This window comes from Companilactobacillus hulinensis (genome assembly GCF_003946555.1).
GTDB lineage: Bacteria > Bacillota > Bacilli > Lactobacillales > Lactobacillaceae > Companilactobacillus > Companilactobacillus hulinensis.
The window spans coordinates 15,976-39,262 of sequence record NZ_RHOO01000025.1 but is presented as its reverse complement, the minus strand read 5'-3'; the positions used below and the strand labels follow the sequence as shown (position 1 = coordinate 39,262).

The window sequence follows — 23,287 nt, the reverse complement described above, 5'->3', positions numbered from 1 at the left end:
ATTGGGCAAGTAGGGACTATTTACGATACTACCTGAACTACTGGTACAAGTGTATTTTGAAGCACAAATGCTTTGGAGTGGTCCGATAGGTGGTCCGACTAAATATTGACGTATTTTGCGAATTTATTAGCCGTTTCTCTACTCTGTTTCTTAGTAACTTCGACATAAATATTGGCCGTCGTTTTGTAATTTGCATGCCCTAATTGTGCTTGTACCTCTTTGATAGTTGCACCGGACTCAAAAGCCAATGTTGCATAAGTTCGACGAAATCCGTGAACTGTGATTTGTTTTAGGTCAAACCTAGTGATTACGAGTTGTAACCAATTTCTAGGTTTGATTGGATTATGCATTTTATTCTTGATACTTGCGAATACAAGTTGATCAGGCTTGATAGAATTGAAGCCAAGCATTAGAAGCTGCTTGTGTTGTTCTATACGCCATGCCTTTAACATCTGCATAGTCTTAGCATCAACATCCACAGTTCTATTACTGGTATCAGTTTTTGGCGTTGTAATTAATAATCTGCCATGTTCACCTTGGCTTTGTGTTTTCGTGATACTGATTTGGCTAGTTTCGAAATTTACATCATTCCAAGTTAATGCCAAAGATTCACCTTTGCGCATACCTGTAAATGCTAATAGGCGGAAATACATATCAGCTTGTGGATTATCGATATCATGCAGACATTTGAAAAATTGTGTTAACTCTTCTAAATCGTAGTAATTCTTCTTAGTAGTTTTTATTTGTTCTTTATTAACTGGAACGATAACACGACTGGCCACATTGTCATCTATTATTTGCATCTTGTAAGCCCAATCTAAGACTCTGTAGACATAATTGAGGAATCGCTTATATCTAGTTAGCTTTTCATTAAACCACTTTGTGACGGCTTCCTGTACATGAATGGTTTTAAGTCTATCAATTCTAATGTTACCGATTTCTGGTAAAATATGAAGTGTGAAATGTTCTTCAGTTTTAGAATATGTAGATTCTTTAACTGTAGTTTTGTACGTTTCAAACCATTTTTTATACACTTCTTCAAATGTGGAAGTGCTTAATTGATTGAAGCCACGCTTACTGAATTCTAATTCTAGTTTGGATAACATAAGTTTGGCTTCTCTTTTTGTCTTGATACCAGCTCTTCTAACCTTTACTTCTTTACCAGTTCTTTCATCAATACCTAAATATGCTCTAAATTTATAAGCAGTTGTACCATTATCTGTAATATATTTTTTAATTTCGGTCATTTTATTTTCTCCTAAGGGCCGTGGGGGCGTGTTTAAGAGTAGTAAGGCATCACTTCCTTTCATGATTTTGGTAAAAATAAATAAGCCTTATGTCAGACTCATTTAAATTTTTAGAATTTCATTATTAATTCCAGTTAAATTCTCTATTATTTGAAAATTTTGCACTGCCTAGTTTTGTATCTGCTTGATAAACATTTGAATGAATCTTGTCAGTGCCATCCTCGTTTTTACCAATGATGATCAATTGTGCTTCTGCTAGACCGACAGCTTTGCCCGCAAAAGTATTCTTGTCAGATTCACTTAGATTTACAAAATCAGGTGTAACACTGATTCTTAGTCCTCGGTTGCTGTCATAACTTAAGGTATCAATATATTTAGCATATGAATATCCATCATCCCCAGAATCAGCATAGGATTTATCTTCATTGAGTCCATCTATCAAGCTTTGATTGAATTCTTCCACATCTGACTTTGTTAAATCTAGTTGATCTTTATTGGTAGCAGTCTTTTTAATTGTTTTCTTAGTGGTCTTTTTGCTAGTTTTTGTAGTATCATCGCTAGTTTTCTTACTAGAAGAATTGTCGCTGCTACTGGAACATCCAACAAGCGTGGAAGCTAAAAGAATAGTTAGTCCGTATAAAGCCAGTCTTTTGGTTTTCATAGTAAAGTCTCCTAAATTACTTAAATTGTATTTTTGAAATTAAGAATTTACTGAATGTGTGTACATGTTTCTAATATGATGTGATTAACTTATCGGATTTTGAACGATTGCATTTCCAACATAGAGTTTGCAAATTATCCGGAGTTGTCATACCACCTTTTGATACTGGAATAATATGATCTACTTCGAGTAATAGTAGACTTTGCTGAGCCACGGATGCGTGACACATTTGACAAGTATAATTATCTCTTTCTTTAATTGCATTTCTAAGAGTATTTGTCATTAATGATCGCTGTGCTTTAGCCGATTTATTGTATTTGATTTTATTAGATATATATTCAGATACTGCTTCAACAGTCTTACCATCAAAAGTTATTGTAGATTTCTGAGAACTATTACCGCCCGCACTGACATATTCAAAAGTATATGTTGCATAATCAACGTTTATCTCTGGAACTTTCATACCAGTCTTTTCTAGAAGTTCTTTTTTGTAGTATTTTAAAATAAACTTTGGTGGGTTAAAGCTGCTTTGAATCTCGTCTTTTCTTTGTTCAAGGTTATGAACAGTATTTTCCATCCTTGAAATATTTGTACCGATGTCTTCAAGTTGATTAAGGCTTTCCTCTGTTGAATCAATGCCAAAGTACTTACAAAGATATTTCACTGGTTGTTCAGAAGCCTTCCTTACAACTTGAAGAGAAGTTGAATATACGTTGTCCTTATTTAAATGTTTCTGATTTTTGTCACGTTTATATTGTTGTCTGCTGGTATTTTCAAAAGTTGCTAAGTCTGAATGTGCTGTAGCACTATTATTTGGAATAAATTGATTATCATTAGGAATACTTTTAACATAATCAGATATTTCGTTGTAATCATTGATTGTTGAATCTATTTTTGCCTTATGATCTAAGAACTCAGGGCTCTGAAAATATTTTTCCTTCATTCTGTATCTAATAAATCTATATAATCCGTATCCTAGTGCTGCAAGAAGTATTGCTGGCCAAACTTGAATAAGAACCCCCAATATAACTAGTGCTATAACTATGATTATAATATATTGCATATTTCCCCCCGTTATGTATTAGTTAAGATTTTCCTGTAAAGATGCAGCTTTTAATGTCATCGGTTTTTGGACAAAAAATTAATTGTAATAATCTTTGATTTCGCTTGTAACAACGCTTTCCATATAAGGTGGGATACCAAACGCGTCCATAAATCTAACAGTATTTGCGTGCATGTATTCAGTATCTCCAAAAAATAATGGAACTAGTAGATGTATTGCAGTTTTGTTTGCATGTCCTTCAATACCGAATTTTGATGGTGAGAAATAAAGACATGCTTTCGCCCCGTCGTTGTTTAATATATGTCCCAGTTCATGTGCTAGTTGAAATGGTATTTGATTTGGACGATACCATTTGCTATTCAATACAATTATTTTGGTGTTTGTATTAACGGCTGCAGGAGTATATTCTGAAAACTTATCTTCTATTATCACAGTGGTTTTATTGTCGTATGCTAAGTTCATTAAGTATGTCGTAACGTCATTTATCATTGCGACTACCTCTTAATAATCGTTTCATTAATTCAATATCCTCAGGAGGGATGGGGCGACCCTCAAAAGTCATGATCACATCGTCATCTGCTAAATCAGCCTCTGGTTTTTTGTCAGCGACGTTTTTTACATTTGTTCTTCCAAGTAAGTAGTCGGTTGAAACGTTAAAATAGTTTGCTACTTGAGTTAATTTATCAGAAGATGGATTTTGCTTATTCCATTTATTAATTGTTCCGTTTGAAAAATCTAATTTTCTTTCTAGTTCGGCAATCGTAATTTGTCTTTGATTGGATAGTGCTTTGATTCTGTCTTTTGCATTCATAATAATTTTCCTTCAATAGAAAACTATCTCATTACGTGTTGACAAATAGATTTAAATCTATTATAGTATGTTTGTGCTTAAGTAGAGCGCAACAAACTAACTAGTCACATAAGGAATAGTATATTTTGTGTATCAATTGCGGGTTGATACGTTTATTTCTTATACCCATATAATAGATAATAATCTATTATATGTCAATACTATTAGATATGATAAATAGATAATTTTCTATTAGAAAGGAGAATTGAATGTCAATATTTTCTACTATAAAGGTAATTGCTATGCAAAAAAATATCAGCATATACAGAATTGAGCATGATTTGGAATTACCAAATGGAATTATAAGGCGTTGGAATGTGAGTGATCCTTCTGCAACTAATTTACAAAAGGTTGCTGATTATCTTGGGGTCACTTCCACATACATATTAAACAAATCAAAGGAAGGAGAATAAATGGATAAATTAAAAGTCATTGGAAAAGAGAAACTTGGATCAATTGAATTTACTGGTATTGAAGGCGGATTTGGAAAAAATAAGAAAGCGATGTTGGTTAAGGATATTGCTTTGATTCATGGACAAACAGTTGGAAATATCAATCTATTAATTAATAGAAATCGCAATCGTTTTAAAGATGGAATTGACGTCATTGATTTAAAATCTGGAAATTTCGCTCTTGTTCTGAACAATAGCGGATTTAGTCAAAATCAAATTAATGCAACTAAGAATATTTATCTACTGTCTGAGCGTGGGTATAGCAAGTTGTTGAAGTTGCTCGAAGACGATAAAGCATGGGAAGTGTATGACCAACTAGTTGATAGTTATTTCAATATGAGAACAGCTATTAAAACTAGTAACCCAGAGATTGTTAAAAACAAACGTTTAGAAATCATGGAAAAGAATGCAGCAACTCGTAGAGGAGCATTAATGTATCGGATTGCAATGGCTACTGATTCTAATTCTTCTAAACAAACATTATTAGCAGATGCTGCTAAAGAGCTAATTGGTGAAATGACTATTCCAGTTATGAGTAAGAGAGAATACTCAGCAGGTCAAGTTGGAGATAAATTGAATATTTCGGCTAACAAGGTTGGAAGAATTGCCAACAAATTTGGAATTAAATCTGATCAACCTGGTCAAAATGAGTTTGGCCGTTGGGCTAATAGTAAGTCACAGCACTCTGATAAGGAAGTTCCACAATGGTTGTACTTCGAAGAGGGATTGAAATTCATTAAGGAGCATGTGGAGGTGAAATAAATGAATAGTAACAAAACATTTATAAAACATTCGAGTTCTGATTTGTTGCAATCAGTAGTCAATCAAATGAATCCTGAATCAAAGGAGATGTTTATATCTGTTGTCGGGTTGCTTGCAAATAGTGGATTGAGTATGTCTGAGATAAATGAAGTCTTATATTATTCAAACAAATATTTGTATGCAAAAACTTTGGAATTAAAAAAGCCCTTTGCAGTTAGTTCTACAAAGGGAGAGAGATTTAATCATCTCTTTCATTGATGAAATCGGCAAGGCTTGGCTTCCTTATTTGAGTCTTCGCCATCAAACTGAAGAGTATAAACAATATTTTCCATCATTATAATCACCTCTAATATTATGGATTATCTAAATTACATTAGCAGAGGAAGGTGGCGAGCTTGACAGAAATCGAAGTTAAAGAGCTCAGAAAATTATTTAAAGAATACTATCCACATGAGTGGATGAACAAAAAACAGACAATTGCATATATCGGCATTGCAAATAACACATTTGATTCAAAGTTTAGTGATCTGCCGTTTCATGATGTAAATGGAACTATTAGGTATAGCAAATCAGAAATTGATGCATTCATGAAACAACATTAAAAATTAAATTAGCCGTGGGGGCAAAATATGAAAATCAATTTTGAAATGTTCTACTTTTACACAATATTTATTTCGGTAGCAGTATATCTGTTAACCAAGCACCATGGAATTAAGGGAGTAATTAAAGACTGTTTCGACTTCGGAGGTGTTAGATGAAAACAAGAGAATTTGTCTAGTGGGTGTTGCTCATACTATCTACCATTCTTTCAGTGCTTGTTTTAATTCTATAGAGCCTGATTTTAAGTTTATTTCAAATGATGAATTCTTCCTATTAGTTTCAATGTGAACAACTGCGTCTTTGACTAATAAATCTTTTATATGATGTTTATCATCTTTATTTACAAATTCTATAAGAATTTCTCGTTGTTCCCAGGGGTTTATGTTAATCGGGAAAGCCGATGTCCATACGTTCGTATCTTTGTCTGTGTTAGTTCTTGAGAAATTGTGATAGTGCTTATTTAATCTAAAGGCATTTAAGGTCAGATTATAAATCCCAAGTGTTCTTGATGATTTGTTAGTTATGTAAAAATGAATAAAAAAACTGATATCAGATAACTGAACAATTTGAACTTGCTTAATATCTATTTTTGTCCGATATGAAAACCATTTTTCGAGCGCAAGGGAAAAACTTATTAGCAATGAAAGTAATGATACATAGGTTGCAGGTGGTACGTCTTTAAGAAAGGTTATAAAATCATTCAATTTAAATTTCACTCCTATTTATTTAGATTATATCAAAGGAAGTGTTCCGATGAACAAAGTATTGAAAGTGTTAATTAGCATTTCACTTACACAGTTTCAAGATTCATGTATTGAATACGGCAGACAACAAGCAATGTGTGAATTCTGCAAAGATTATCCTGTCAAAGAATTGCTTGAATCTGCCAATGAAATGAACCAAATAAAAAAGTCACTTACCACGGCATTGGTAGGCGACTAGATTCAAAAATATTTAACAAACAAATTATAACACGAAAGGTAGCTCAAATATGGCTAATGATTTAGCAACTATTGATTTCGGAGTTTCGTATACTCCAACTGAAATCAAGATTAACAATCAAGAATTATTCAAAGAACAAGTGAAGAAATATGCAGAGAAATATAAAGGTTGGTCAATTATAACTGCTGATTCAGTTGATGGGGATAAGTTGGTTCGTGCTGATCTGAATCGAATGAAAAAAGGATTCGATGACAAACGTAAAGAAATCAAGGGTGAGTATAACAAGCCACTTAAAGAATTTGAAGCACAGGTTAAAGATATGACATCCATTATTGATGCTGTGTTAGATCCATTAGATGACGGCATTAAAAAGGTTGAAGAGAATCAACGACAGGAACGTAAAGACAGCGTATTAGCATTGATAGCTGAAATTGCATCTGAATATAACATTAATCGTAATGAAGTGCCATTTGACCCTAAATGGACTAATAAAAGTATTACTCGTAAGAAACTAATTGAACAAATTACTGATGGTGTGAAGTTGTTGCAACGTCAACACAAGGCATATGAAATCAATAAACGGTTGATTGAAGAACATTGTAAATTGAAAGATATTGATCCAGCAGGCTGGGTTGCTCAATTGAGTAATGAACGTGATGCGGCAGAAGTCATTGATTCGATTGATCAGTTTTTAATTGACCAAGAGAACGAAAAAATTGCTGCACAGAAACATGCTGAAGCTGAAAAAGCTACACGAGAAGCATTACAACAAAAGGTTGGTGATAAAGTCATCGATACTGAGACTGGCGAAGTAATTGAGAACAAGCCTTCTGAGTTCACTGTATCCATTAAGTTGACTGGTACACAAGCCGGAATCATTCAAGCGATGCAACAAGTCAACCAGTTCAAGAACTCCTTTGAAGTAGTATCTGAAGTTATTAATAAAATGAGTGAGGTGTAATAAATGGTTGAAAAAAATGATGAAGTCAGTTCAATTTCTGTAGACAGTAAGCCAGATAACTCAAATCTTATTTCTAAAATATCCATTGTTCAAAAAGGTTTAGAAAAAATTGAAAAGGATGGACATAATAAAAACCAAAATTATGACTACGTGACTGAAGCAGCGGTTAAAGCCAACTTACAAAATAAGCTAGCTGAACAGGGTATTAGTATCATTCCTAATTATGAAATTTTAAATATTTGGAGTGCGAAGACTGGTAAAGGTACAAATTTAAATTTTGTATCTGTAATGGGCAGTTTTGAAATCACGGATGGCATCGATAGTATTCACGGTTCAATGCCTGGTGTTGGTATGGATTCAGGGGATAAAGCAATTTACAAAGCTGAGACAGGTGCACAGAAGAACTTCTTGATGCAGACGTTTCTAATGACAACTGGCGATGACCCCGAACAAGATTGGAATAACAATCAGCAATCACAACCTCAGAACTTTAATCAACAACAGAATAATTATCCACCAGTGGAGCCATTCAATATCTTTGATAATTTCAATAATCAAATGCAGTCGAGACAACAAGTTAGTTATGCAAATACAGCAAAGATGAATCAGATCAAAACACAAATGCAAAATCTTGCGGATTTAATGAAGACTGATCCAAATGCCATCTTTGAGACGGTTATGAAGAATTTTCCTAATGCTGACTATGGTCATTTGGAAGATAAAACGGCTGATGAAATCCTTATTTATCTCAATCAACAAAAGATTTCAGTTGAAGAAACATTAAAGCAGCTTAATGGATAATGGAATTCTTTGGAAAGTTGTTATCCATAAATGGTAACAGGATTAGTGCTGAACTTGATGATGATATTGATGCTTTTAAATTGAGCAAACTTTCCAGTGGTAAGCAACCAATGATTGAAGTGAGTATCTCAGATGGTAGAACAATTTCAGTTGAGCAGAGGGGCAAAATATACGCTCTGATTGGAGATATCAGTGATTGGTCTGGCTATATGGTCGAGAAAGAGACACCACAAATTATGAAATGGAAGTATCTAACTGAGACCGGTAAGGATGAGTTTAGTTTGTCTAATTGTTCAATGACACAGGCAAAAGAGTATATCAGTTGGTTGTTAGATTTTTGCTTTGAATATGATGTACCGTTTAAGACCAGAACATGGGACCTATTGCCAAATGATTACTCAATGCAGTACAGATGCTTGAAGCATAGGCGTTGTTGTATTTGTGGTAGACATGCAGATATAGCTCACTTACAAACAGTCGGCATGGGTCGAAATAGGCGACAAATTAATCATAGTGGATTCTTCTTTATGGCACTTTGTAGAATACATCATACTGAACAGCACAAAATCGGAGTTATGACGTTCCTACAACGTTATCACATCAAACCTATAAAACTGGATGCTGATGATCGTAAACAATTAAGAATAGGAGGTTAGTCATGGCTATTGTAAGAGCAAAAAGAAAAACGAATTTCACAATTATTGGGAATACCGGTTTGAAGGACAAGAGATTGTCACTTAAAGCTAAAGGGCTACTTGCTTACATGCTGAGTTTACCTGATGACTGGACTTTTTATGAAACGGAATTAATGGAACATAGTAAGGATGGCAGAGATTCTGTTAGAAAAGGACTCCAAGAATTGGAGAAGTCGGGATACCTTGTTAGACTTCAAAAAAGAGAAGGCAGAGGTAAGTTTGGTCAGAAGGATTGGAAAATTTACGATGAGCCTGATATATCAATGATTTCACCGCAGACGGAAAACCCGTCGACGGATAATCCGTTGTCGGGAAACCCGCTGTCGGATAATCCAACACTACTAAGTACTAAAGAACCAAGTACTAAAGAACCAAGTACTAATAAAAATAGTCACAAGTCTAGGACTTATGACGAGAGTGATGAAAACTATAAGCTAGCTGATTATATGTACAAAAAAATATTGGAGAGTAGTCCTGATTTTAAGAAACCTAATTTACAAAAATGGGCTGATTCTATCAGATTGATGCATGAAAGGGACAATCGTAGTTATAAGAAAATTAGAAACATGATTGACTGGTCTCGGAAGAATGAATTCTGGACCCGAGTAGTCATATCACCATCTAAACTTCGTAAACAATATGATCAGATGGCGATACAAGCAATTCAAGAATTTAATAAGAAAAATCAAACAATAGCTGATTTAACTTATGATCCATTGTTTTAGGAGGTTATATATTTGGAATCTTTTGGAGATGCAATGCAGAAGACTATGACTAGGATTCAAAAGGAACATGGAATTACGCCCATTAATGTTGATGAGGTAATTAAGCAGCGTGATGAACGTGAGCGATTAAAGTCTGCAGAGTTCACACAAGTATTTATCAACCAAGAACGTAAGAGAATGTTTAATAGTTCATTAATCAGTGATTGGGATGACTTGAAACAAAATTTCGATGAATTTAAGGTGAATGATCAACTGCAGTTTAATGAATTACAGAAGGCTCAAAACATTGCTCAAAGAATTGCTACCGGAGAACTTGGAAATTTTACATTTTCTGGAATCGCCGGAGCTGGTAAGACAATGTTAGCAATCAGCATTTTGAACTATATCAATAATCGAAATGTTAAATTGAAATGCTTATTTGTAAGTGTTGCTATGCTGATGGATTTAGAAACTGCTTCATTTAATGGTTCAGATGGTGGGGATGCCAGAAAAATGGAGAAATGTATTCGTAATTGTGACGTGCTAGTCCTAGATGATTTAGGAAGCGAGTCAACTTTACAGAGTTCTGATCCTGGTAAACTGGTTCCTCAGTCAAAAGATTACGTACAAAGGGCATTATTCAGAATATGTGATTCAAGAAAAAGCAAAACAAATATTGTGACGACTAATAACACTAGCTCCGAAATTCAAAGAATTTATAATTCTAAAATTTATAGTCGTCTGATTGCTAAGAAAAAAGAAAACGTAATTGTATTTAATTCTAAGGATATGAGAAATATTTAGGAGGATAACCATGCTTACACAAGAAGAATATGGATTCAGTGAAACTGGACCGCTAATGGCAAAACGTGAACTGACGACAATTGATAATCTAGTTAAGAGCACACAATTTGAGACTTCTAAATCACTAGATTTGATGAAAAACCTTAGAAAGTTTAGTGATGTCTATCGTGGCAATCAGGAAGTCATTAATGGCCTACTGATTATGAATGCTTGTGCTACTGATATTAGAAAAGAGCTCGAGGATGATTTGAAATTATTTGGTGGAGGTAATACCGATGCTGAATAGAAGTATTCTAGTAGGTCGATTAACCAAAGATGTTGATTTGAGATATACAAGCAACGGTACAGCGGCAGGAAGTTTCACATTGGCTGTTAACCGTAACTATACTAATGCTCAAGGTGAGCGAGAGGCGGACTTTATTAACTGCGTTATTTGGAGGAAAGCTGCCGAAACATTTAGCCAGTGGACTCATAAAGGTTCATTAGTTGCTATAGATGGCAGATTACAAACACGTAATTATGAGAATAACCAAGGTATTACTGTCTATGTTACAGAATTAGTCGTTGATGAATTTTCATTTATTAATACTAATAATGGAAACAACAATAGTGGCTCTGGTCAAAGTAATCAGCAGTCATATAACAAGAACAATAATCAGAATCGCAATAACTATCAGAATAACAATAGTCAACGTCCGCAATTTGGGAATACAAGTCCGTTTGGGTCAGGACAGCAAAATAGTAATCGTAGTGGCAATAACAATATGTCAGATCCATTTAAATCGGGTGGCGTAAATGTAAGTGATGATGACTTACCATTTTAAATTTATGAGGTGAAATAATGAGTGAAATTGATAAGGTAATTAACTTCAAACTATCAGAAATTGCTGAAGGTGGATTGCAAGAAAAATTTACCAAAGAGTTAAAGAAGCTAAGTGAAAATATTTTGGATCCAAATACTGATGCTAAAGCCAAACGAAAAATAACCATCGGTTTAACATACAAACCAAATGACAACAGGGATGCTATTGATGTAGTTGCTGAAATTAAATCTAATTTAGCTCCTCAAGTCGGTTTAAGCACAACAATGCTTGTTGGTCGAGATGAGAATACAGGGATGATTGCTGCTAATGAATTGAAGTCAGGAACCCCTGGACAAACATACTTTGATTCAAAGGATAGTACATTGAAAACTGATACGGGAAAACCTGTAGATGAAGTTGAAGAAGAGGATTCGGATATTAAGGAACCAAAATCGGAAAAAGTAATTGATTTGCAAAATAAGAAAGCATAGGTGAATACGATGGATTTAACAATAGAATTAATTGATAAAATTGGTGAACTAACTTTAGAAGCACATAACAATAAGACTTTTGAGGTTGGAGATAAAACATATAGCGTTGATGGTCGTGGGAATATCCATCTGGTGATTCCTCCTGATATTGCAGATAGGTCAGTGAATATTAGTACATTGACCGGATTGGTTGATTTGATTCAAAATATGGATGAGCGTAAAGATAGAAAATTGTTTGTTCAAATTAAGTCACCATCGTCAATCGATGTATATGGTGCAATTGATAGTTATGGACAACGTGAAAAATTAATTGAAGTTAACGCATCGTTGCCAGAAATTTATTTTGAACAATTTCTTGATCAAGAAAGCATGAATATTATGTTGCAGTCTCAGTTTGTTGATAGTGATGATCAAGAATTGTTATTGAAAGTTATTGGCAATTTGAAAGAAGAGGAAGTGACTTCATCAAGTGATGATGGTACATCCCAAGCTGTGACGATTAAATCAGGTGTTGCTTCAGTATCAAAGGTTAAGGTGCCTAATCCTGTTACCCTTGCACCATATCGTACTTTTATTGAGGTTGCACAACCTGAGAGTAAGTTTGTATTCAGGATGCGTGAAGGTATGTGTGCAGCTATTTTTGAAGCAGATGGTGGTGCGTGGAAGAACAAAGCTATGCAGAATATTTCTGAGTATCTTAAATTAAATTTGGGTAGAGAAATTAAAGCTGATCATGTAGTTGTCATCTCTTAGGAGGTGACTTAAATGGAAATTTTTGATGTACATACTTCAAGAAGATTAATTCGAAGTAGGTGATTGTATGAATAATGAAGATATTTATCGTGCAACTGTTGAAAGAGTATTTGATGATCAGTGCCAGAGTTTGGAAAAAACTATTACGTATTTATCAAATCATCCAATGACCTCAGATTTTAGGCAGGCACGTAAGAATCTTGATGAGAGAACCAAGAATGACATTTTGAGGGATGTATCTTATCCCTTTTAGGAGGAATACAAATGAGCAAAAGAGTGATCTACGACTGGACGACTGGTGCTATAAAAGAATTAATGGACGCACAAGACCGTGGCGAAACAGCATTAACAATTGTTCAAAGTATGGATATGGATGAATATAGATATCCAGAAATGTTAGATGTACTTTTAAATTGCGCTGATGAAAATTTGTTTGTGAAAGATATTGCTGATTACTTTTGCTACAGTGCAGATTTTGAGGTGAAAGATGATGAGTAAACTTATCGTGTTGTCCGCTGGATTGATAATTGTATTTATATTAGTAATGATTGTATCTATTCCAGTTAAGGATAGGCATGAGCGAAGGGAACAGTCAGATGAATAAACTGATATTAGACGTTTGTTGTGGTTCAAGGATGTTTTGGTATGACAAAAACAATTCAAATGTCGTTTTTATGGATAATAGAGAACTGAACACAGAATTGAGTGATGGTCGCAAATTATCAATTAGTCCAGATATAGTTGCAGATTTTAGGGAGATACCTTTTCCTGATAACACATTTTATACTGTGGTGTTCGATCCACCTAATTTAATTAATGCTGGAAAAAATTCATGGTTAGCAAAAAAGTATGGAACTTTAAATCCGAATACATGGGAACATGATTTATCAATTGGATTTAGAGAATGTATGAGAGTTCTGAAGCCCAAAGGAACCTTGATTTTTAAATGGAATACTGAACAAATTTCAATGAACAAGGTACTGAATTTATTTAATATAGCACCATTATTTGGAGATAAACGTTCAAAAACTAGATGGTTGGTATTCATGAAGGAGTGAAGCGATGAAGGTAGATTTGTCTGATGAAACTATTAATAAACTTGCAAGTGAATTAGTAAAAAAATCTGATTCATTTCAAAAGCTTGAATCTGAAAAGAAATTACGTAATGTAAAAGTATTACTCGTTAATTATAAATACTTGGAAAACCATCTGAATGTTGAATTACCGCAATTGGAAGATGATGTTAAACTTTCGAAATATGAATTGAGTTTATACTCATTATTGGGCTATAGAGCTCGTTCCAAGGAACTTATGACCTTTGTTAATACTATTTTGTCGAAGTATAAGAGTATTTGTGAAAACTCGGTTGGAGAAGGAAACAGACGATATGATGTGATTTATAGATTGTATATTGCCCCTAAACAGATGACTTATACAACGTTATCTGAAAAATATTCTGTTGATGATAATACGATTAGGCGTGATGAGCGTAAAGCTTTGAAACAGTTGTCAGTCATGATGTTTGGGGCAGATAGTCTAAATGACATGTCAAAATGATGTCAAAAAGTGGTACACAAATGTCAGAATCAAAGATTTATACTGGTAATATAGATAAATTACATTGAAGTTTGTCTGTATTACTTTTGAAATAATACGTAAGTGATCCTAATGCAGGGTCACTTTTTTTGTGGATTGAGAAGGGCTCAACAATTGCTAATTTCTTATTAAGTTAATACTAATAAATAGAGAATCTCTCCCCTATAATAGATACCCGGAGCAATTAATCAGGTTCAAATCCTGGAATCCACATTGTCATTTAGATAATAATCCAAATAAAGTGGTTGTAATACCGCCTGATAAGGTAACGACCATTGTTTTGAATTCAGAAGTTAGGGAAATAGTTAATAGGCTGTTATCATGTCAGTAATGGTGTGCCATTAATGAATGAATAACCAAATGGTCAAATGTGGCAGTTTCATTTTAGTCTGGTAGTTCAAATCCATCAGCGTTCACTTTTTGCTCTTTTAGATTGTTTGTTTTAGTATTAACTAAAAAAATCAGTATGATAGAAAGAAGCTTATATAATAATGCCTAAATATTTTACACTAAACAATATTTTTACTGTTGTTATTCCTGTAATTATTACCATCCTGGGATTTTATTTAAATTCTCGAAACACAGGTAAACAGATAGAAAAATATAAAAGAAAACTGGATTCAAGAAGTGAATCTTTAAAAAAAGTTAATGTTGTTTATGAAAGGCTAAATGTTCTTGTTGATTATATTTCGGAAGGATATCTCAATGAAAATCACATTATTGATAGCTTAGAGGATATTAGAGACTCTTATAAAATGAATAATTTATTTATTCCTGAAGATATTAATAAGGACATTAGCCATTTGATTGATTTGATTGATGATTATTACGAAAATATAGTGTATGTTATTGAACTAAAAAAATTATCCAGTGGTATTGAAAATGTAACGGCGGATAATCAAAGGAAAAAAATAGGTGATTTATATAAGAAAAGAGATAATATGCCTTCGTCTATTGCAAAATCATTTATTGAATTGAGAGATTTGATTAGAAAGAAGTACGATCTGTTTTATTAATGTGAACGAGTAAACGATTGGGTGTGGTGATATGTAATGGATAAATGGAAAGAGGCAGAGAAGGATTACTTACTTGGAATGAAATACAAGGATATCGCTAGTAAGTATGAAGTATCAATCAATACAGTTAAGTCGTGGAAGAGTAGACATGGTTGGCAAAGGGGTACACCTAATAACAAAAATATGCATACAAAGCCAAAAAAGGGTGCACACAAAGAAAAAAAGGTTGCACCCGAAATAATAGATGAATTAGAGGCAAACGGTGAGCTTAATGAAAAGCAAAAACTGTTCTGCCTTTTTTATTTGCAACGATTTAACGCCACCTGGGCGTATCAACAGGCTTATGGTGCTAGTTATGCGAACGCTTTAAGTGCTGGGCCCAGATTGTTGGGAAATGTAGGAATAAAAAAACAACTTGCTGAGCTAAAAAAGAAGCAATCAACAGACTTGTATTTTGATATCAATGATGTGGTGCGTGAGTTCCTTCAGCAATCTAAATCAGATATTCGTGATGTAGTTGATTTCAAGACTGTGAAGCGATTCAAGTGGTATAAGATCCGTGATAAGAATGGTCAATATGTTGATAGCAGTGGTAATTTTCGGTGGGAACCAAAGATTGATCCTGATACTGGTCAACAGGAATACTACTACGAGAATATTGTTAACCTTCATGATAGTGATGAGATTGATACTTCCAGTGTTAAATCCATTCGGATTGATAAGGGTGAGGCAGTTGTTGAAATGTACGATAAGCAGAAGGCTCTGGATAGCCTGATGAAGTATGCTGACATATTCACATCTAAGAATGATAATTCCGACGGGGTACAGATTCTAGACAATATTGAGGGAGATGATGACGATGACGACACAGATTGAGTTAGCAAGTAAGGTAGCTTCATCGTTTTATCAACTACATATTGATATCAAGCACCGTCGACACAGTAATTATTGGTTAAGAGGTGGACGTGGTTCCACTAAGTCCAGTTTTGTATCGATTGAAATCGTTCTGGGGATGATGAAAGACCCTGAGGCAAATGCCGTTGTTATTCGTAAGGTTGCTGCAACTTTGAGAGATTCCGTTTATGATCAGTATCTTTGGGCAATTGATGTACTAGGCGTTGAAAGTTATTGGAAGGATTCAGTTAGCCCAATGACGTTGACTTACATCCCTACAGGTCAACAAATTAGATTCAAGGGTGCAGATAAGCCACGCAAGATTAAATCTCAAAAGTTCAGACATGGATATATCAAGTTCAAGCATTATGAAGAAGTTGACGAATTCTTGAGCTTTGCTGAAATACGTTCGGTCAATCAATCATTAAATCGTGGCGGAAGTAACATCATTACTTTCTACACGTACAATCCTCCTGCCAGTGTCAATAGCTGGGTCAATCAAACAACTGAGCATGAGAAGCTACGTGATGATACATTAGTGCATTCATCTGATTACTTATCAGTTCCAAGAGAATGGCTAGGTAATGAGTTCATCGCTGATGCTGAACAGTTAAAGATAGACAATCCCAAAGCCTATGCACACGAATACATGGGAGAAGTGACAGGTACTGGTGCAGAAGTATTTGATAACATTGTGCAACGAAGAATTACTGATGAAGAAATACAATTATTCGACAATATTAAACGTGGATTAGACTTTGGTTTTGCTAGCGACCCGTTAGCATATATCGAAGTCTATTTTGATTTAACGAGACATAGACTGTATATCTTCAATGAGATTTATCAAGTTGGATTGAAGAATAGGAATGCTGTGGAGCTTATTAAGAAGCTTAATCCGGAAAACAAACAGTTCCCTGGAGATTCAGCATCCCCAGGTACAATCGCCGAGTATCGAGATATGGGAGTGAATATAGTTGGTGCTCGTAAAGGTCCAGGCAGTCGTGATCAAGGGTACAAATGGTTGCAAGATTTGCGTGAGATTGTCATTGATCCAGTTCGTTGTCCTAATGCTGCAAGAGAGTTCAGTAGTTATGAACTTGAAAGGGATGCAAACGGTAATTTAAAGGCGGAATACCCTGATGGGAACGACCATGCAATGGATGCAACGAGATATGCACTCGAATCAATTATTAGGAAGGGAGGTTTCAAGCCTTGGAAATAAAAGCAATGAAGAAGCTGTTGCAGAATACTGATACACGAAGAATAGAATTTAACAATAGGTTTGATAAGTCATTACACTATTATTTCAACAAGAATGACATCACTAATCGAAATGGCGGTGAATCAAAGGTTAATGAACATGGTAAAGATGAACCATTGCGAAGTGCCGACAATCGTGTAAGTAGTAACTATCATCAACTACTTGTTGATCAAGAAGCAGGTTATGTTGCCACCATTCCACCATCAGTTGATGTGGAGGATGATTCACTAAATGACAAAATCAAGAATACTTTGGGCGACAACTTCAACTTGAGAATGAATCAATTAGTTGTTGATGCTGCTAATGCCGGAGTTTCATGGGTGCATTATTGGATTGATGATAATGGACAATTCAGATATGGAATCGTGCCACCTGATCAAGTAACTCCAATCTATTCCAACGATTTGGATAAGAAGCTGTTAGCGGTCAGGAGAACATACACACAACTTAATCCTGATGATGGAAAATACTATAAGATTCATGAGTACTGGACTGATAAGGATTGTACAGTATTCAAGTCATTGAGTCCTGATTATTCTGATTTAACAAAATTGCTTGATAGATTTATGACCTATGATGTGGCAACAGGAATGGAGATTGGAACAGGTAACGTGCTTAATCATGAGTTCGGACGTATTCCGTTCATACCTTTTCCTAAGAATAAATATGAACGTCCTGACTTACTGAAGTACAAGGGACTAATTGATGTATATGACAATGTTTATAACGGGTTCGTGAATGATGTTGATGATGTGCAGCAAGTTATCCTTGTCCTGACTAATTACGGTGGCGAATCTTTAGATGAGTTCAAGAGGGCTTTGAATGAAGACAAGGCTATCAAGATTGATTCTGTTGGTACAGGCGATAAATCTGGTGTTGATACATTGACAATTGACATCCCTGTTGAAGCTAGAAATTCATTACTGGATATTACTAAGTCAGATATATTTGTTCATGGTCAGGGAATAGATCCATCCGATTTTGAGACTAATAATGCTACTGGTGTCGCAATCAAGATGTTATATAGTCATTTGGAATTGAAAGCATCGGTCACTGAATCATATTTCAGGGATGGTGTTAATCAATTGGTTAGAGCAATCATGAACTGGTTGAAAGTACCAGACGCTGATGGTCGAACAATCACTCAAACGTGGACCCGCACAGCCATTCAAAATGATGTTGAACAAGCGCAAGTCGTTTCACAGGTAGCTAACGTCACATCTGATGAAGCAATTGCTAAAGGTAATCCGTTGGTTACAGATTGGCAGCAAGAACTTCAGGACCGACAGGATAATATCGTTAAAGGCGATGGGTACAGTAATGGACAATCACTTGAAGATATAGATGGTAATGAAGATGAGTGATCTGACTTATTGGGAGAAAAGGTTTCTTCAGACCAAAGCCAGTCAGCTCAAATCAACCGAGGAATATGAACGTGCATTACAGCCACAATTGAAAGGATTACTTAATCAAATTGATGCTGAAGCAAATCAATATTATCGTAGGTACTCACAGAACAACGACATCCCTGAAGAAGAAGTTCGTAAGATATTAAATAATATTGGTAATTCTAATTGGAATATGACGTTAGATCAGTTCAAACAAAAGGCCATCGAAGGTGGTCATGAGAAAGAATTGGATAATGAGTATTTCAAGAGCCGCATTGCTAGATTACAGAACCTTGAAGCACAGATTAAAGATAGGACTGGTCATTTTGCCGAAGGTGAAGAATCTAGTATGGGGGATGCGTTAGCAGCTCAATACAAAGATTCTTACATGAAAACTGTATATAAATCACAGTCAGCTCAATCTAAGTATTCTGCTAATTTTGCTCATTTCAATGATGATCAGTTAAAAGCAATCGCCAGTAAACCATGGGTAGGAAAGAACTTCTCAAAACGCATTTGGAAAAATTATCGTGATGTATTACCTGATAAATTAATGGATACGATGTTAAGAGGCACTTTATTAGGATATGCACCCTCAAAAATTTCCAATATGCTACATGCTAGGTTTCAGGATATCAGTAAAAAAGATATTCATCGATTGGTGTTCTCTGAAATGGGACACATTAGCGAAGAAGCCACTGCCAAGGGCTATGAAGAATCAGGTATTGATAAATATGAGTACATGGCTACCCTTGAATCACATACTTGTGATGTTTGTGCTAAGTTGGATGGTCAAGTATTTAAATTGTCTGAGCGTAAAGATGGGGTCAATTATCCAATAGTACATGCTCACTGTAGGTGCACCACTGTTCCTAGTATTGACGATTTGCCAGATGTTGGAGAGCGATGGATGCGAGATTCGTACTCTAAGAATGGGGAATTAACAGATAATTTATCATTTAACGAATGGAATAATAAATATGGTTTGGGAAAATCTGCTGATGAGATAAAGAATATTGGTATTAATCCATATGATAAATCTAGATGGCCGAAAGGAATTGATGTTGTTGAGACCGTTGATGGTGACATAGTTAATTTTAGTGCTGATAGTGGGATGCAGGTAAGTAGAGAATGGTTGAATAAATTATTAAAATATAAAGATGATTCTGATTTAACTGAGTATATCGAATATCAATTTGGAGATGGAAGATATGCTGATGTTTTAAAGATCAAAAATGTAGTAAACTGGGTTAAAGAAGTAAAGAGTTTTAAAGATAATGAACAGAAACCAGTTGCTAATGTCAGGAATAAGAAAATAACAATTGAAAACATTCGTCCAAAGATAGTTACTGATTTTAACTTTGAAAATGCTTCAAGAAAACAATTGGTCACGTACGTTGAGAATGAATTCGGTATGAGAATTTCTGAATCCAAGAATGCTAAGCTATCTGATTTAGCAATATTAGAAACTGCTAAAACCATAAGCAAGTTTAAGGGTATTTATCAGGTATTGCCGGAAAAAATTCCGATTCTACGTGCAATGAATCCCAAAGAAGCTGGTAGCGCAATCGCCTGGTATGCAAGAGATGCTTCAACAAACAGTCCGTCAGAATTTGCTTTAAATACACATTATTTTCATGATAAAGCAATATTAACTAATACTGTAAAACAAAATGTTCAGGTGGGCTGGTTTTCCAATAATGATGAAATGAATCATGTTTTGATGCATGAGTTTTCTCATCATATTGATAAACAACTGTCTAAACTTATAAATGATAAAAGTTTTTCTACAAAATTATTTAGAACAATAGAAAATGATTACATTGATTTTAATGTGAAAGATATTGGTAGGTATGCTTATGATTCGTATAAAGAAAAATTGGATTATACAGAACCATTTGCGGAGTTATTTACAGAGGCTTATGGCCCTACACCTGGTAAACAGGCATTAATATTTAAAAAATATTTTGAAGAAATGTCATTAGAGGTATTGAACAATGCTTGATGCGCCTAAAGGATTAAAATATTGGACACAAACCGATTCAGGTTCTGGTATAGCTGCTGATGCTCCTGAATGGGCTAAAAAAGAGTTTGAAGAGTATCAAAAAGAAATGAAAAGAACTACTGATAAAAATGGAAATATTATCCTAAAATAGGGCACCCAACAATTAAGTTGAGTGCTATTTTTGTACCTATTTGTCCTAAGTAAGACGTAAAAAGGCTTATTTTTTATACCTTGATTGTGGTCGCCCCACGTAAAATATTGCGAGAGAGGAACGAATTATGAAACGTGAACAACTAAAAGAATTGAAGTTAACAGATGAGCAAATTGACAAAATCATGGGATTGAATGGTGCTGATATCGAAAGTACTAAGAAGTCACTTGGGGATGTTGATTCTATTAAGCAAGAGAATGAATCACTTAAGAATCAATTATCTGAACGTGACAAAGATATGAAGTCTTTGAAGAAGCAAGCTGGAGATAATGAAGAGCTATCTAGTAAATATGCTGAACTTCAGAGCAAGTACAAGGACGATACAGAGAAGCTTAATGCCCAACTATCCGAAACAAAGCTGAACGGAGCGTTAGACAACGCCTTAAATTCAGCAAAGGTCCGTAATACTAAGGCAGTTCGTGGTCTTTTAAATATGGATAGTATCAAACTCAACGATAAGGGGGAACTTGAAGGCGTTAATGATCAACTTGATTCACTCAAGAAGTCTGATAGCTATTTATTTGATGAAGGCAGCAAGCAGGGATATAAACCTGGTGGCGGTCAAGGTTCAGATGATAAGAGCACAGTTCAAGATTTGGTCAATGTGTTCAAACAATAGAAAGAAGGAATAACAATGGCAACAATTAATTATGCAGATTCGTATCAACAAGCAATTCAAGAAGCCTTTTATGATGGTCATCTATTTTCAGCTGACCTATGGAATTCACCATCAAATGGAGTGGTTAAATTTGATGGAGCAAAACATATTAAGGTACCACGTTTGACAATTGATGAAGGTCGTCGTGATCGTACAAGACGTACAATTACTCAACCTACAGGTAATTATTCAACAGATTGGGATCCATATGAATTGAACAATGAACGTTACTGGTCTACATTAGTCGACCCATCAGATGTAGATGAGTCAAATATGGTAGTCTCAATGGCCAACATTACAAAACAATTCAACTTAGATGAGAAGATGCCTGAAAAAGACCGTTTCATGTTTAGTAGATTGTATGAACGTAAAGTCGATGCCGCTGATGGTGGTATTAGTACAGACACATTGGATGAGAAGAATATTCTCACAGCATTTGATCAGATGATGGTTAACTTTGATGAAGCTCGCATCCCTCAAAAAGGACGTATTCTTTATTTAACTCCAAAAGTTAATGCCATACTCAAAAGAGCTGAGGCTTTGAATCGTCAATTATCATTGAAAGATGCTAACAACATTCAACGTACTGTATACAGCATTGACGATGTAACTATCAAAGTTGTTCCATCTGATTTGATGCAAACATCCTTTGATTTTACAGTTGGTTCTAAGATTCAGGATGATTCTAAGCAAATTGAAATGTTCCTTATTTACAATGGTGTACAAATTGCTCCTGAGAAATATTCATTTGCTGGATTTGATGCTCCGAGCGCTCAAACGAGTGGTAATTATTTGTACTACGAACAATCATATGACGATGTTTGGTTGTTAAAGACTAAGACAAAGGGTATTGAGTTCGTTACATCAGATAAGGCCCCAAAAGCTTAGAGGCTCCCTCTCAAGTAAAGGTAGAGCCAAGTGATGGCGGAGCCAATTTCACAGCAATTTTATAGGAGGAAGAGTATGACTACATTAAATGTGTATAAAGGTACAGAGATGGTTGGAATTGGTGAAAGCCCAGTTCATATCAACCTTGAACCAGCCACTTATCCTGAAGGAACGTTTCAAGGTGAGTTAGTTGATGATGCAGGTAAAAAAACTGAAAAGTTCGATTTTCCTGCTGTCACGGTAAAACAAATTGTCATCCCTGTTACTAATGTGACGATGAATCAAGCAACCGCCACTGGTGAAGTTGGTAAGAAGGTTGTGCTATCAGTAACCATTGAGCCAGAGAATTCTACTGAAAAAGAAGTTACCTGGACAAGTACTGATAATAAAATTGCAACCGTTGATAATGGCAACGTAACATTTGTCTCTGCTGGTACAGCTACAATCACAGCAACGGTTGGTGATAAATCTGCAACTACTAAGTTGACTATTAAAGAACCGATAGTGGCGGTCACTAAAGTAACGCTTGATCCTGCTACTGCATCTGTAGAGATTGGGAAAACTGCAGTCATCGAGGCTACCATCGAACCATCTAATGCAACAGATAAGTCAGTCACATGGGCAAGTAAAGATACATCAATTGCTACTGTAGCTGATGGAACTGTGACTGGAGTAAAAGCTGGTGATGTTGATGTAACAGCTACATCGGCAGATGGTAAGGTCACTGGTACTACTAAAGTGATTGTAACCGCACCAGCAGATACAGAAGGCTAGGTGATCT

The 23,287-nt window shown here is 35.0% G+C and carries 33 protein-coding genes; 27 read left to right on the top strand and 6 right to left on the bottom strand.

Annotated elements, in window-relative coordinates; translation table 11 throughout:
* Positions 1 to 98: 98 nt before the first annotated feature.
* The 5 genes from EKM66_RS10805 to EKM66_RS10785 form a co-directional block, all read right to left on the bottom strand.
* Entirely contained in the window at positions 99 to 1,247 is a 1,149-nt protein-coding gene (locus EKM66_RS10805) for a tyrosine-type recombinase/integrase (RefSeq protein WP_164505135.1), read from the bottom strand.
* Positions 1,248 to 1,371: 124 nt separating this feature from the next.
* Positions 1,372 to 1,908, bottom strand: coding sequence for a hypothetical protein (locus EKM66_RS10800; RefSeq protein ID WP_125764498.1), 537 nt, complete (start codon positions 1,906 to 1,908; stop codon positions 1,372 to 1,374).
* A 70-nt stretch (positions 1,909 to 1,978) separates the two neighbouring features.
* Positions 1,979 to 2,971: an HNH endonuclease gene (locus EKM66_RS10795; RefSeq protein WP_125764496.1), complete on the bottom strand. Its 993-nt coding sequence runs from the start codon at positions 2,969 to 2,971 to the stop codon at positions 1,979 to 1,981.
* 78 nt (positions 2,972 to 3,049) lie between these two features.
* Positions 3,050 to 3,460, bottom strand: coding sequence for an ImmA/IrrE family metallo-endopeptidase (locus tag EKM66_RS10790; protein WP_125764494.1), 411 nt, complete (start codon positions 3,458 to 3,460; stop codon positions 3,050 to 3,052).
* Positions 3,450 to 3,782, bottom strand: a complete 333-nt coding sequence (locus EKM66_RS10785) for a helix-turn-helix domain-containing protein (RefSeq protein ID WP_125764492.1) — start codon at positions 3,780 to 3,782, stop codon at positions 3,450 to 3,452. Before EKM66_RS10785 ends, EKM66_RS10790 begins: the two co-directional genes overlap by 11 nt.
* Before the next feature lie 248 nt (positions 3,783 to 4,030).
* Between EKM66_RS10785 and EKM66_RS10780 the strand changes: the two genes are divergently transcribed.
* The 4 genes from EKM66_RS10780 (at position 4,031) to EKM66_RS10765 (ending at position 5,637) form a co-directional block, all read left to right on the top strand.
* On the top strand, positions 4,031 to 4,234 hold the full coding sequence (locus EKM66_RS10780) for an XRE family transcriptional regulator (protein WP_125764490.1): 204 nt from the start codon (positions 4,031 to 4,033) through the stop codon (positions 4,232 to 4,234).
* Positions 4,235 to 5,035, top strand: coding sequence for an ORF6N domain-containing protein (locus EKM66_RS10775; protein WP_125764488.1), 801 nt, complete (start codon positions 4,235 to 4,237; stop codon positions 5,033 to 5,035).
* The gene (locus tag EKM66_RS10770; RefSeq protein ID WP_125764485.1) at positions 5,036 to 5,293 is read left to right on the top strand and encodes a hypothetical protein; all 258 of its coding nucleotides are present in this window, start codon (positions 5,036 to 5,038) and stop codon (positions 5,291 to 5,293) included. It abuts the gene before it with no gap.
* 137 nt (positions 5,294 to 5,430) lie between these two features.
* On the top strand, positions 5,431 to 5,637 hold the full coding sequence (locus EKM66_RS10765; protein ID WP_125764483.1) for a DNA-binding protein: 207 nt from the start codon (positions 5,431 to 5,433) through the stop codon (positions 5,635 to 5,637).
* Between the two features lie 195 nt (positions 5,638 to 5,832).
* Here the strand turns inward: EKM66_RS10765 and EKM66_RS10760 are convergent, their stop codons facing one another.
* Positions 5,833 to 6,339, bottom strand: a complete 507-nt coding sequence (locus tag EKM66_RS10760; protein ID WP_125764481.1) for a hypothetical protein — start codon at positions 6,337 to 6,339, stop codon at positions 5,833 to 5,835.
* A gap of 49 nt (positions 6,340 to 6,388) precedes the next feature.
* Here EKM66_RS10760 and EKM66_RS10755 point away from each other — a divergent pair, with 49 nt between their 5' ends.
* The 23 genes from EKM66_RS10755 to EKM66_RS10650 all read left to right on the top strand — a co-directional run bounded on the left by EKM66_RS10755 (position 6,389) and on the right by EKM66_RS10650 (position 23,280).
* Positions 6,389 to 6,577 carry a hypothetical protein gene (locus tag EKM66_RS10755; protein ID WP_125764479.1) on the top strand — a complete coding sequence of 63 codons (189 nt, stop codon included), beginning with the start codon at positions 6,389 to 6,391 and terminating at the stop codon, positions 6,575 to 6,577.
* 49 nt (positions 6,578 to 6,626) lie between these two features.
* The gene (locus EKM66_RS10750; protein WP_125764476.1) at positions 6,627 to 7,538 is read left to right on the top strand and encodes a DUF1351 domain-containing protein; all 912 of its coding nucleotides are present in this window, start codon (positions 6,627 to 6,629) and stop codon (positions 7,536 to 7,538) included.
* A 3-nt stretch (positions 7,539 to 7,541) separates the two neighbouring features.
* On the top strand, positions 7,542 to 8,339 hold the full coding sequence (locus EKM66_RS10745) for an ERF family protein (protein ID WP_125764475.1): 798 nt from the start codon (positions 7,542 to 7,544) through the stop codon (positions 8,337 to 8,339).
* A complete protein-coding gene (locus tag EKM66_RS10740) occupies positions 8,339 to 8,995 on the top strand; it encodes a putative HNHc nuclease (RefSeq protein WP_125764473.1) in 657 nt (218 codons plus the stop codon). Before EKM66_RS10745 ends, EKM66_RS10740 begins: the two co-directional genes overlap by 1 nt.
* A gap of 2 nt (positions 8,996 to 8,997) precedes the next feature.
* Positions 8,998 to 9,759 (top strand): helix-turn-helix domain-containing protein, encoded by a 762-nt coding sequence (locus EKM66_RS10735; protein ID WP_125764471.1) that lies wholly within the window; start codon positions 8,998 to 9,000, stop codon positions 9,757 to 9,759.
* A 12-nt stretch (positions 9,760 to 9,771) separates the two neighbouring features.
* Positions 9,772 to 10,542: an ATP-binding protein gene (locus EKM66_RS10730; protein ID WP_125764469.1), complete on the top strand. Its 771-nt coding sequence runs from the start codon at positions 9,772 to 9,774 to the stop codon at positions 10,540 to 10,542.
* Between the two features lie 10 nt (positions 10,543 to 10,552).
* Positions 10,553 to 10,828 (top strand): hypothetical protein, encoded by a 276-nt coding sequence (locus EKM66_RS10725; protein WP_125764467.1) that lies wholly within the window; start codon positions 10,553 to 10,555, stop codon positions 10,826 to 10,828.
* Positions 10,818 to 11,366 (top strand): single-stranded DNA-binding protein, encoded by a 549-nt coding sequence (ssb, locus tag EKM66_RS10720; RefSeq protein ID WP_125764465.1) that lies wholly within the window; start codon positions 10,818 to 10,820, stop codon positions 11,364 to 11,366. Before EKM66_RS10725 ends, ssb begins: the two co-directional genes overlap by 11 nt.
* A gap of 17 nt (positions 11,367 to 11,383) precedes the next feature.
* Positions 11,384 to 11,836 carry a hypothetical protein gene (locus EKM66_RS10715; protein ID WP_125764463.1) on the top strand — a complete coding sequence of 151 codons (453 nt, stop codon included), beginning with the start codon at positions 11,384 to 11,386 and terminating at the stop codon, positions 11,834 to 11,836.
* A gap of 9 nt (positions 11,837 to 11,845) precedes the next feature.
* Entirely contained in the window at positions 11,846 to 12,589 is a 744-nt protein-coding gene (locus EKM66_RS10710) for a hypothetical protein (protein WP_125764461.1), read from the top strand.
* A gap of 67 nt (positions 12,590 to 12,656) precedes the next feature.
* Positions 12,657 to 12,842, top strand: a complete 186-nt coding sequence (locus EKM66_RS10705) for a hypothetical protein (protein WP_125764459.1) — start codon at positions 12,657 to 12,659, stop codon at positions 12,840 to 12,842.
* 11 nt (positions 12,843 to 12,853) lie between these two features.
* Positions 12,854 to 13,087 carry a hypothetical protein gene (locus tag EKM66_RS10700; RefSeq protein WP_125764457.1) on the top strand — a complete coding sequence of 78 codons (234 nt, stop codon included), beginning with the start codon at positions 12,854 to 12,856 and terminating at the stop codon, positions 13,085 to 13,087.
* 98 nt (positions 13,088 to 13,185) lie between these two features.
* Positions 13,186 to 13,647, top strand: a complete 462-nt coding sequence (locus tag EKM66_RS10695) for a class I SAM-dependent methyltransferase (protein ID WP_125764455.1) — start codon at positions 13,186 to 13,188, stop codon at positions 13,645 to 13,647.
* Between the two features lie 4 nt (positions 13,648 to 13,651).
* Complete coding sequence (locus tag EKM66_RS10690; protein WP_125764453.1) at positions 13,652 to 14,146, top strand: hypothetical protein; 495 nt, start codon at positions 13,652 to 13,654, stop codon at positions 14,144 to 14,146.
* Between the two features lie 530 nt (positions 14,147 to 14,676).
* Entirely contained in the window at positions 14,677 to 15,201 is a 525-nt protein-coding gene (locus EKM66_RS10685; protein WP_125764451.1) for a hypothetical protein, read from the top strand.
* A gap of 36 nt (positions 15,202 to 15,237) precedes the next feature.
* Positions 15,238 to 16,077, top strand: a complete 840-nt coding sequence (locus EKM66_RS10680) for a terminase small subunit (RefSeq protein WP_125764449.1) — start codon at positions 15,238 to 15,240, stop codon at positions 16,075 to 16,077.
* Positions 16,061 to 17,317 carry a PBSX family phage terminase large subunit gene (locus EKM66_RS10675; RefSeq protein WP_125764447.1) on the top strand — a complete coding sequence of 419 codons (1,257 nt, stop codon included), beginning with the start codon at positions 16,061 to 16,063 and terminating at the stop codon, positions 17,315 to 17,317. Before EKM66_RS10680 ends, EKM66_RS10675 begins: the two co-directional genes overlap by 17 nt.
* On the top strand, positions 17,308 to 18,720 hold the full coding sequence (locus EKM66_RS10670; protein ID WP_125764445.1) for a phage portal protein: 1,413 nt from the start codon (positions 17,308 to 17,310) through the stop codon (positions 18,718 to 18,720). Before EKM66_RS10675 ends, EKM66_RS10670 begins: the two co-directional genes overlap by 10 nt.
* Positions 18,701 to 20,749: a minor capsid protein gene (locus EKM66_RS10665; RefSeq protein WP_125764443.1), complete on the top strand. Its 2,049-nt coding sequence runs from the start codon at positions 18,701 to 18,703 to the stop codon at positions 20,747 to 20,749. The genes EKM66_RS10670 and EKM66_RS10665 overlap by 20 nt, the downstream gene beginning before the upstream one ends.
* Positions 20,742 to 20,900, top strand: a complete 159-nt coding sequence (locus EKM66_RS12640) for a hypothetical protein (RefSeq protein WP_164505134.1) — start codon at positions 20,742 to 20,744, stop codon at positions 20,898 to 20,900. Before EKM66_RS10665 ends, EKM66_RS12640 begins: the two co-directional genes overlap by 8 nt.
* Positions 20,901 to 21,027: 127 nt before the next feature.
* Positions 21,028 to 21,579, top strand: coding sequence for a phage scaffolding protein (locus EKM66_RS10660; protein ID WP_125764441.1), 552 nt, complete (start codon positions 21,028 to 21,030; stop codon positions 21,577 to 21,579).
* 15 nt (positions 21,580 to 21,594) lie between these two features.
* On the top strand, positions 21,595 to 22,506 hold the full coding sequence (locus EKM66_RS10655) for a capsid protein (RefSeq protein ID WP_125764439.1): 912 nt from the start codon (positions 21,595 to 21,597) through the stop codon (positions 22,504 to 22,506).
* A gap of 75 nt (positions 22,507 to 22,581) precedes the next feature.
* On the top strand, positions 22,582 to 23,280 hold the full coding sequence (locus EKM66_RS10650; protein ID WP_164505133.1) for an Ig-like domain-containing protein: 699 nt from the start codon (positions 22,582 to 22,584) through the stop codon (positions 23,278 to 23,280).
* The last annotated feature ends 7 nt before the right edge of the window (positions 23,281 to 23,287 follow it).

Excerpts from the sequence above, each read along its gene's own strand:
- EKM66_RS10805 (WP_164505135.1), bottom strand. The coding sequence starts at position 1,247 with ATGACCGAAATTAAAAAATATATTACAGATAATGGTACAACTGCTTAT.
- EKM66_RS10800 (WP_125764498.1), bottom strand. The coding sequence starts at position 1,908 with ATGAAAACCAAAAGACTGGCTTTATACGGACTAACTATTCTTTTAGCT.
- EKM66_RS10795 (WP_125764496.1), bottom strand. The coding sequence starts at position 2,971 with ATGCAATATATTATAATCATAGTTATAGCACTAGTTATATTGGGGGTT.
- EKM66_RS10790 (WP_125764494.1), bottom strand. The coding sequence starts at position 3,460 with ATGATAAATGACGTTACGACATACTTAATGAACTTAGCATACGACAAT.
- EKM66_RS10785 (WP_125764492.1), bottom strand. The coding sequence starts at position 3,782 with ATGAATGCAAAAGACAGAATCAAAGCACTATCCAATCAAAGACAAATT.
- EKM66_RS10780 (WP_125764490.1), top strand. The coding sequence starts at position 4,031 with ATGTCAATATTTTCTACTATAAAGGTAATTGCTATGCAAAAAAATATC.
- EKM66_RS10775 (WP_125764488.1), top strand. The coding sequence starts at position 4,235 with ATGGATAAATTAAAAGTCATTGGAAAAGAGAAACTTGGATCAATTGAA.
- EKM66_RS10770 (WP_125764485.1), top strand. The coding sequence starts at position 5,036 with ATGAATAGTAACAAAACATTTATAAAACATTCGAGTTCTGATTTGTTG.
- EKM66_RS10755 (WP_125764479.1), top strand. The coding sequence starts at position 6,389 with ATGAACAAAGTATTGAAAGTGTTAATTAGCATTTCACTTACACAGTTT.
- EKM66_RS10750 (WP_125764476.1), top strand. The coding sequence starts at position 6,627 with ATGGCTAATGATTTAGCAACTATTGATTTCGGAGTTTCGTATACTCCA.
- EKM66_RS10745 (WP_125764475.1), top strand. The coding sequence starts at position 7,542 with ATGGTTGAAAAAAATGATGAAGTCAGTTCAATTTCTGTAGACAGTAAG.
- EKM66_RS10740 (WP_125764473.1), top strand. The coding sequence starts at position 8,339 with ATGGAATTCTTTGGAAAGTTGTTATCCATAAATGGTAACAGGATTAGT.
- EKM66_RS10735 (WP_125764471.1), top strand. The coding sequence starts at position 8,998 with ATGGCTATTGTAAGAGCAAAAAGAAAAACGAATTTCACAATTATTGGG.
- EKM66_RS10725 (WP_125764467.1), top strand. The coding sequence starts at position 10,553 with ATGCTTACACAAGAAGAATATGGATTCAGTGAAACTGGACCGCTAATG.
- ssb (WP_125764465.1), top strand. The coding sequence starts at position 10,818 with ATGCTGAATAGAAGTATTCTAGTAGGTCGATTAACCAAAGATGTTGAT.
- EKM66_RS10715 (WP_125764463.1), top strand. The coding sequence starts at position 11,384 with ATGAGTGAAATTGATAAGGTAATTAACTTCAAACTATCAGAAATTGCT.
- EKM66_RS10710 (WP_125764461.1), top strand. The coding sequence starts at position 11,846 with ATGGATTTAACAATAGAATTAATTGATAAAATTGGTGAACTAACTTTA.
- EKM66_RS10705 (WP_125764459.1), top strand. The coding sequence starts at position 12,657 with ATGAATAATGAAGATATTTATCGTGCAACTGTTGAAAGAGTATTTGAT.
- EKM66_RS10700 (WP_125764457.1), top strand. The coding sequence starts at position 12,854 with ATGAGCAAAAGAGTGATCTACGACTGGACGACTGGTGCTATAAAAGAA.
- EKM66_RS10695 (WP_125764455.1), top strand. The coding sequence starts at position 13,186 with ATGAATAAACTGATATTAGACGTTTGTTGTGGTTCAAGGATGTTTTGG.
- EKM66_RS10690 (WP_125764453.1), top strand. The coding sequence starts at position 13,652 with ATGAAGGTAGATTTGTCTGATGAAACTATTAATAAACTTGCAAGTGAA.
- EKM66_RS10685 (WP_125764451.1), top strand. The coding sequence starts at position 14,677 with ATGCCTAAATATTTTACACTAAACAATATTTTTACTGTTGTTATTCCT.
- EKM66_RS10680 (WP_125764449.1), top strand. The coding sequence starts at position 15,238 with ATGGATAAATGGAAAGAGGCAGAGAAGGATTACTTACTTGGAATGAAA.
- EKM66_RS10675 (WP_125764447.1), top strand. The coding sequence starts at position 16,061 with ATGACGACACAGATTGAGTTAGCAAGTAAGGTAGCTTCATCGTTTTAT.
- EKM66_RS10665 (WP_125764443.1), top strand. The coding sequence starts at position 18,701 with ATGGTAATGAAGATGAGTGATCTGACTTATTGGGAGAAAAGGTTTCTT.
- EKM66_RS12640 (WP_164505134.1), top strand. The coding sequence starts at position 20,742 with ATGCTTGATGCGCCTAAAGGATTAAAATATTGGACACAAACCGATTCA.
- EKM66_RS10660 (WP_125764441.1), top strand. The coding sequence starts at position 21,028 with ATGAAACGTGAACAACTAAAAGAATTGAAGTTAACAGATGAGCAAATT.
- EKM66_RS10655 (WP_125764439.1), top strand. The coding sequence starts at position 21,595 with ATGGCAACAATTAATTATGCAGATTCGTATCAACAAGCAATTCAAGAA.
- EKM66_RS10650 (WP_164505133.1), top strand. The coding sequence starts at position 22,582 with ATGACTACATTAAATGTGTATAAAGGTACAGAGATGGTTGGAATTGGT.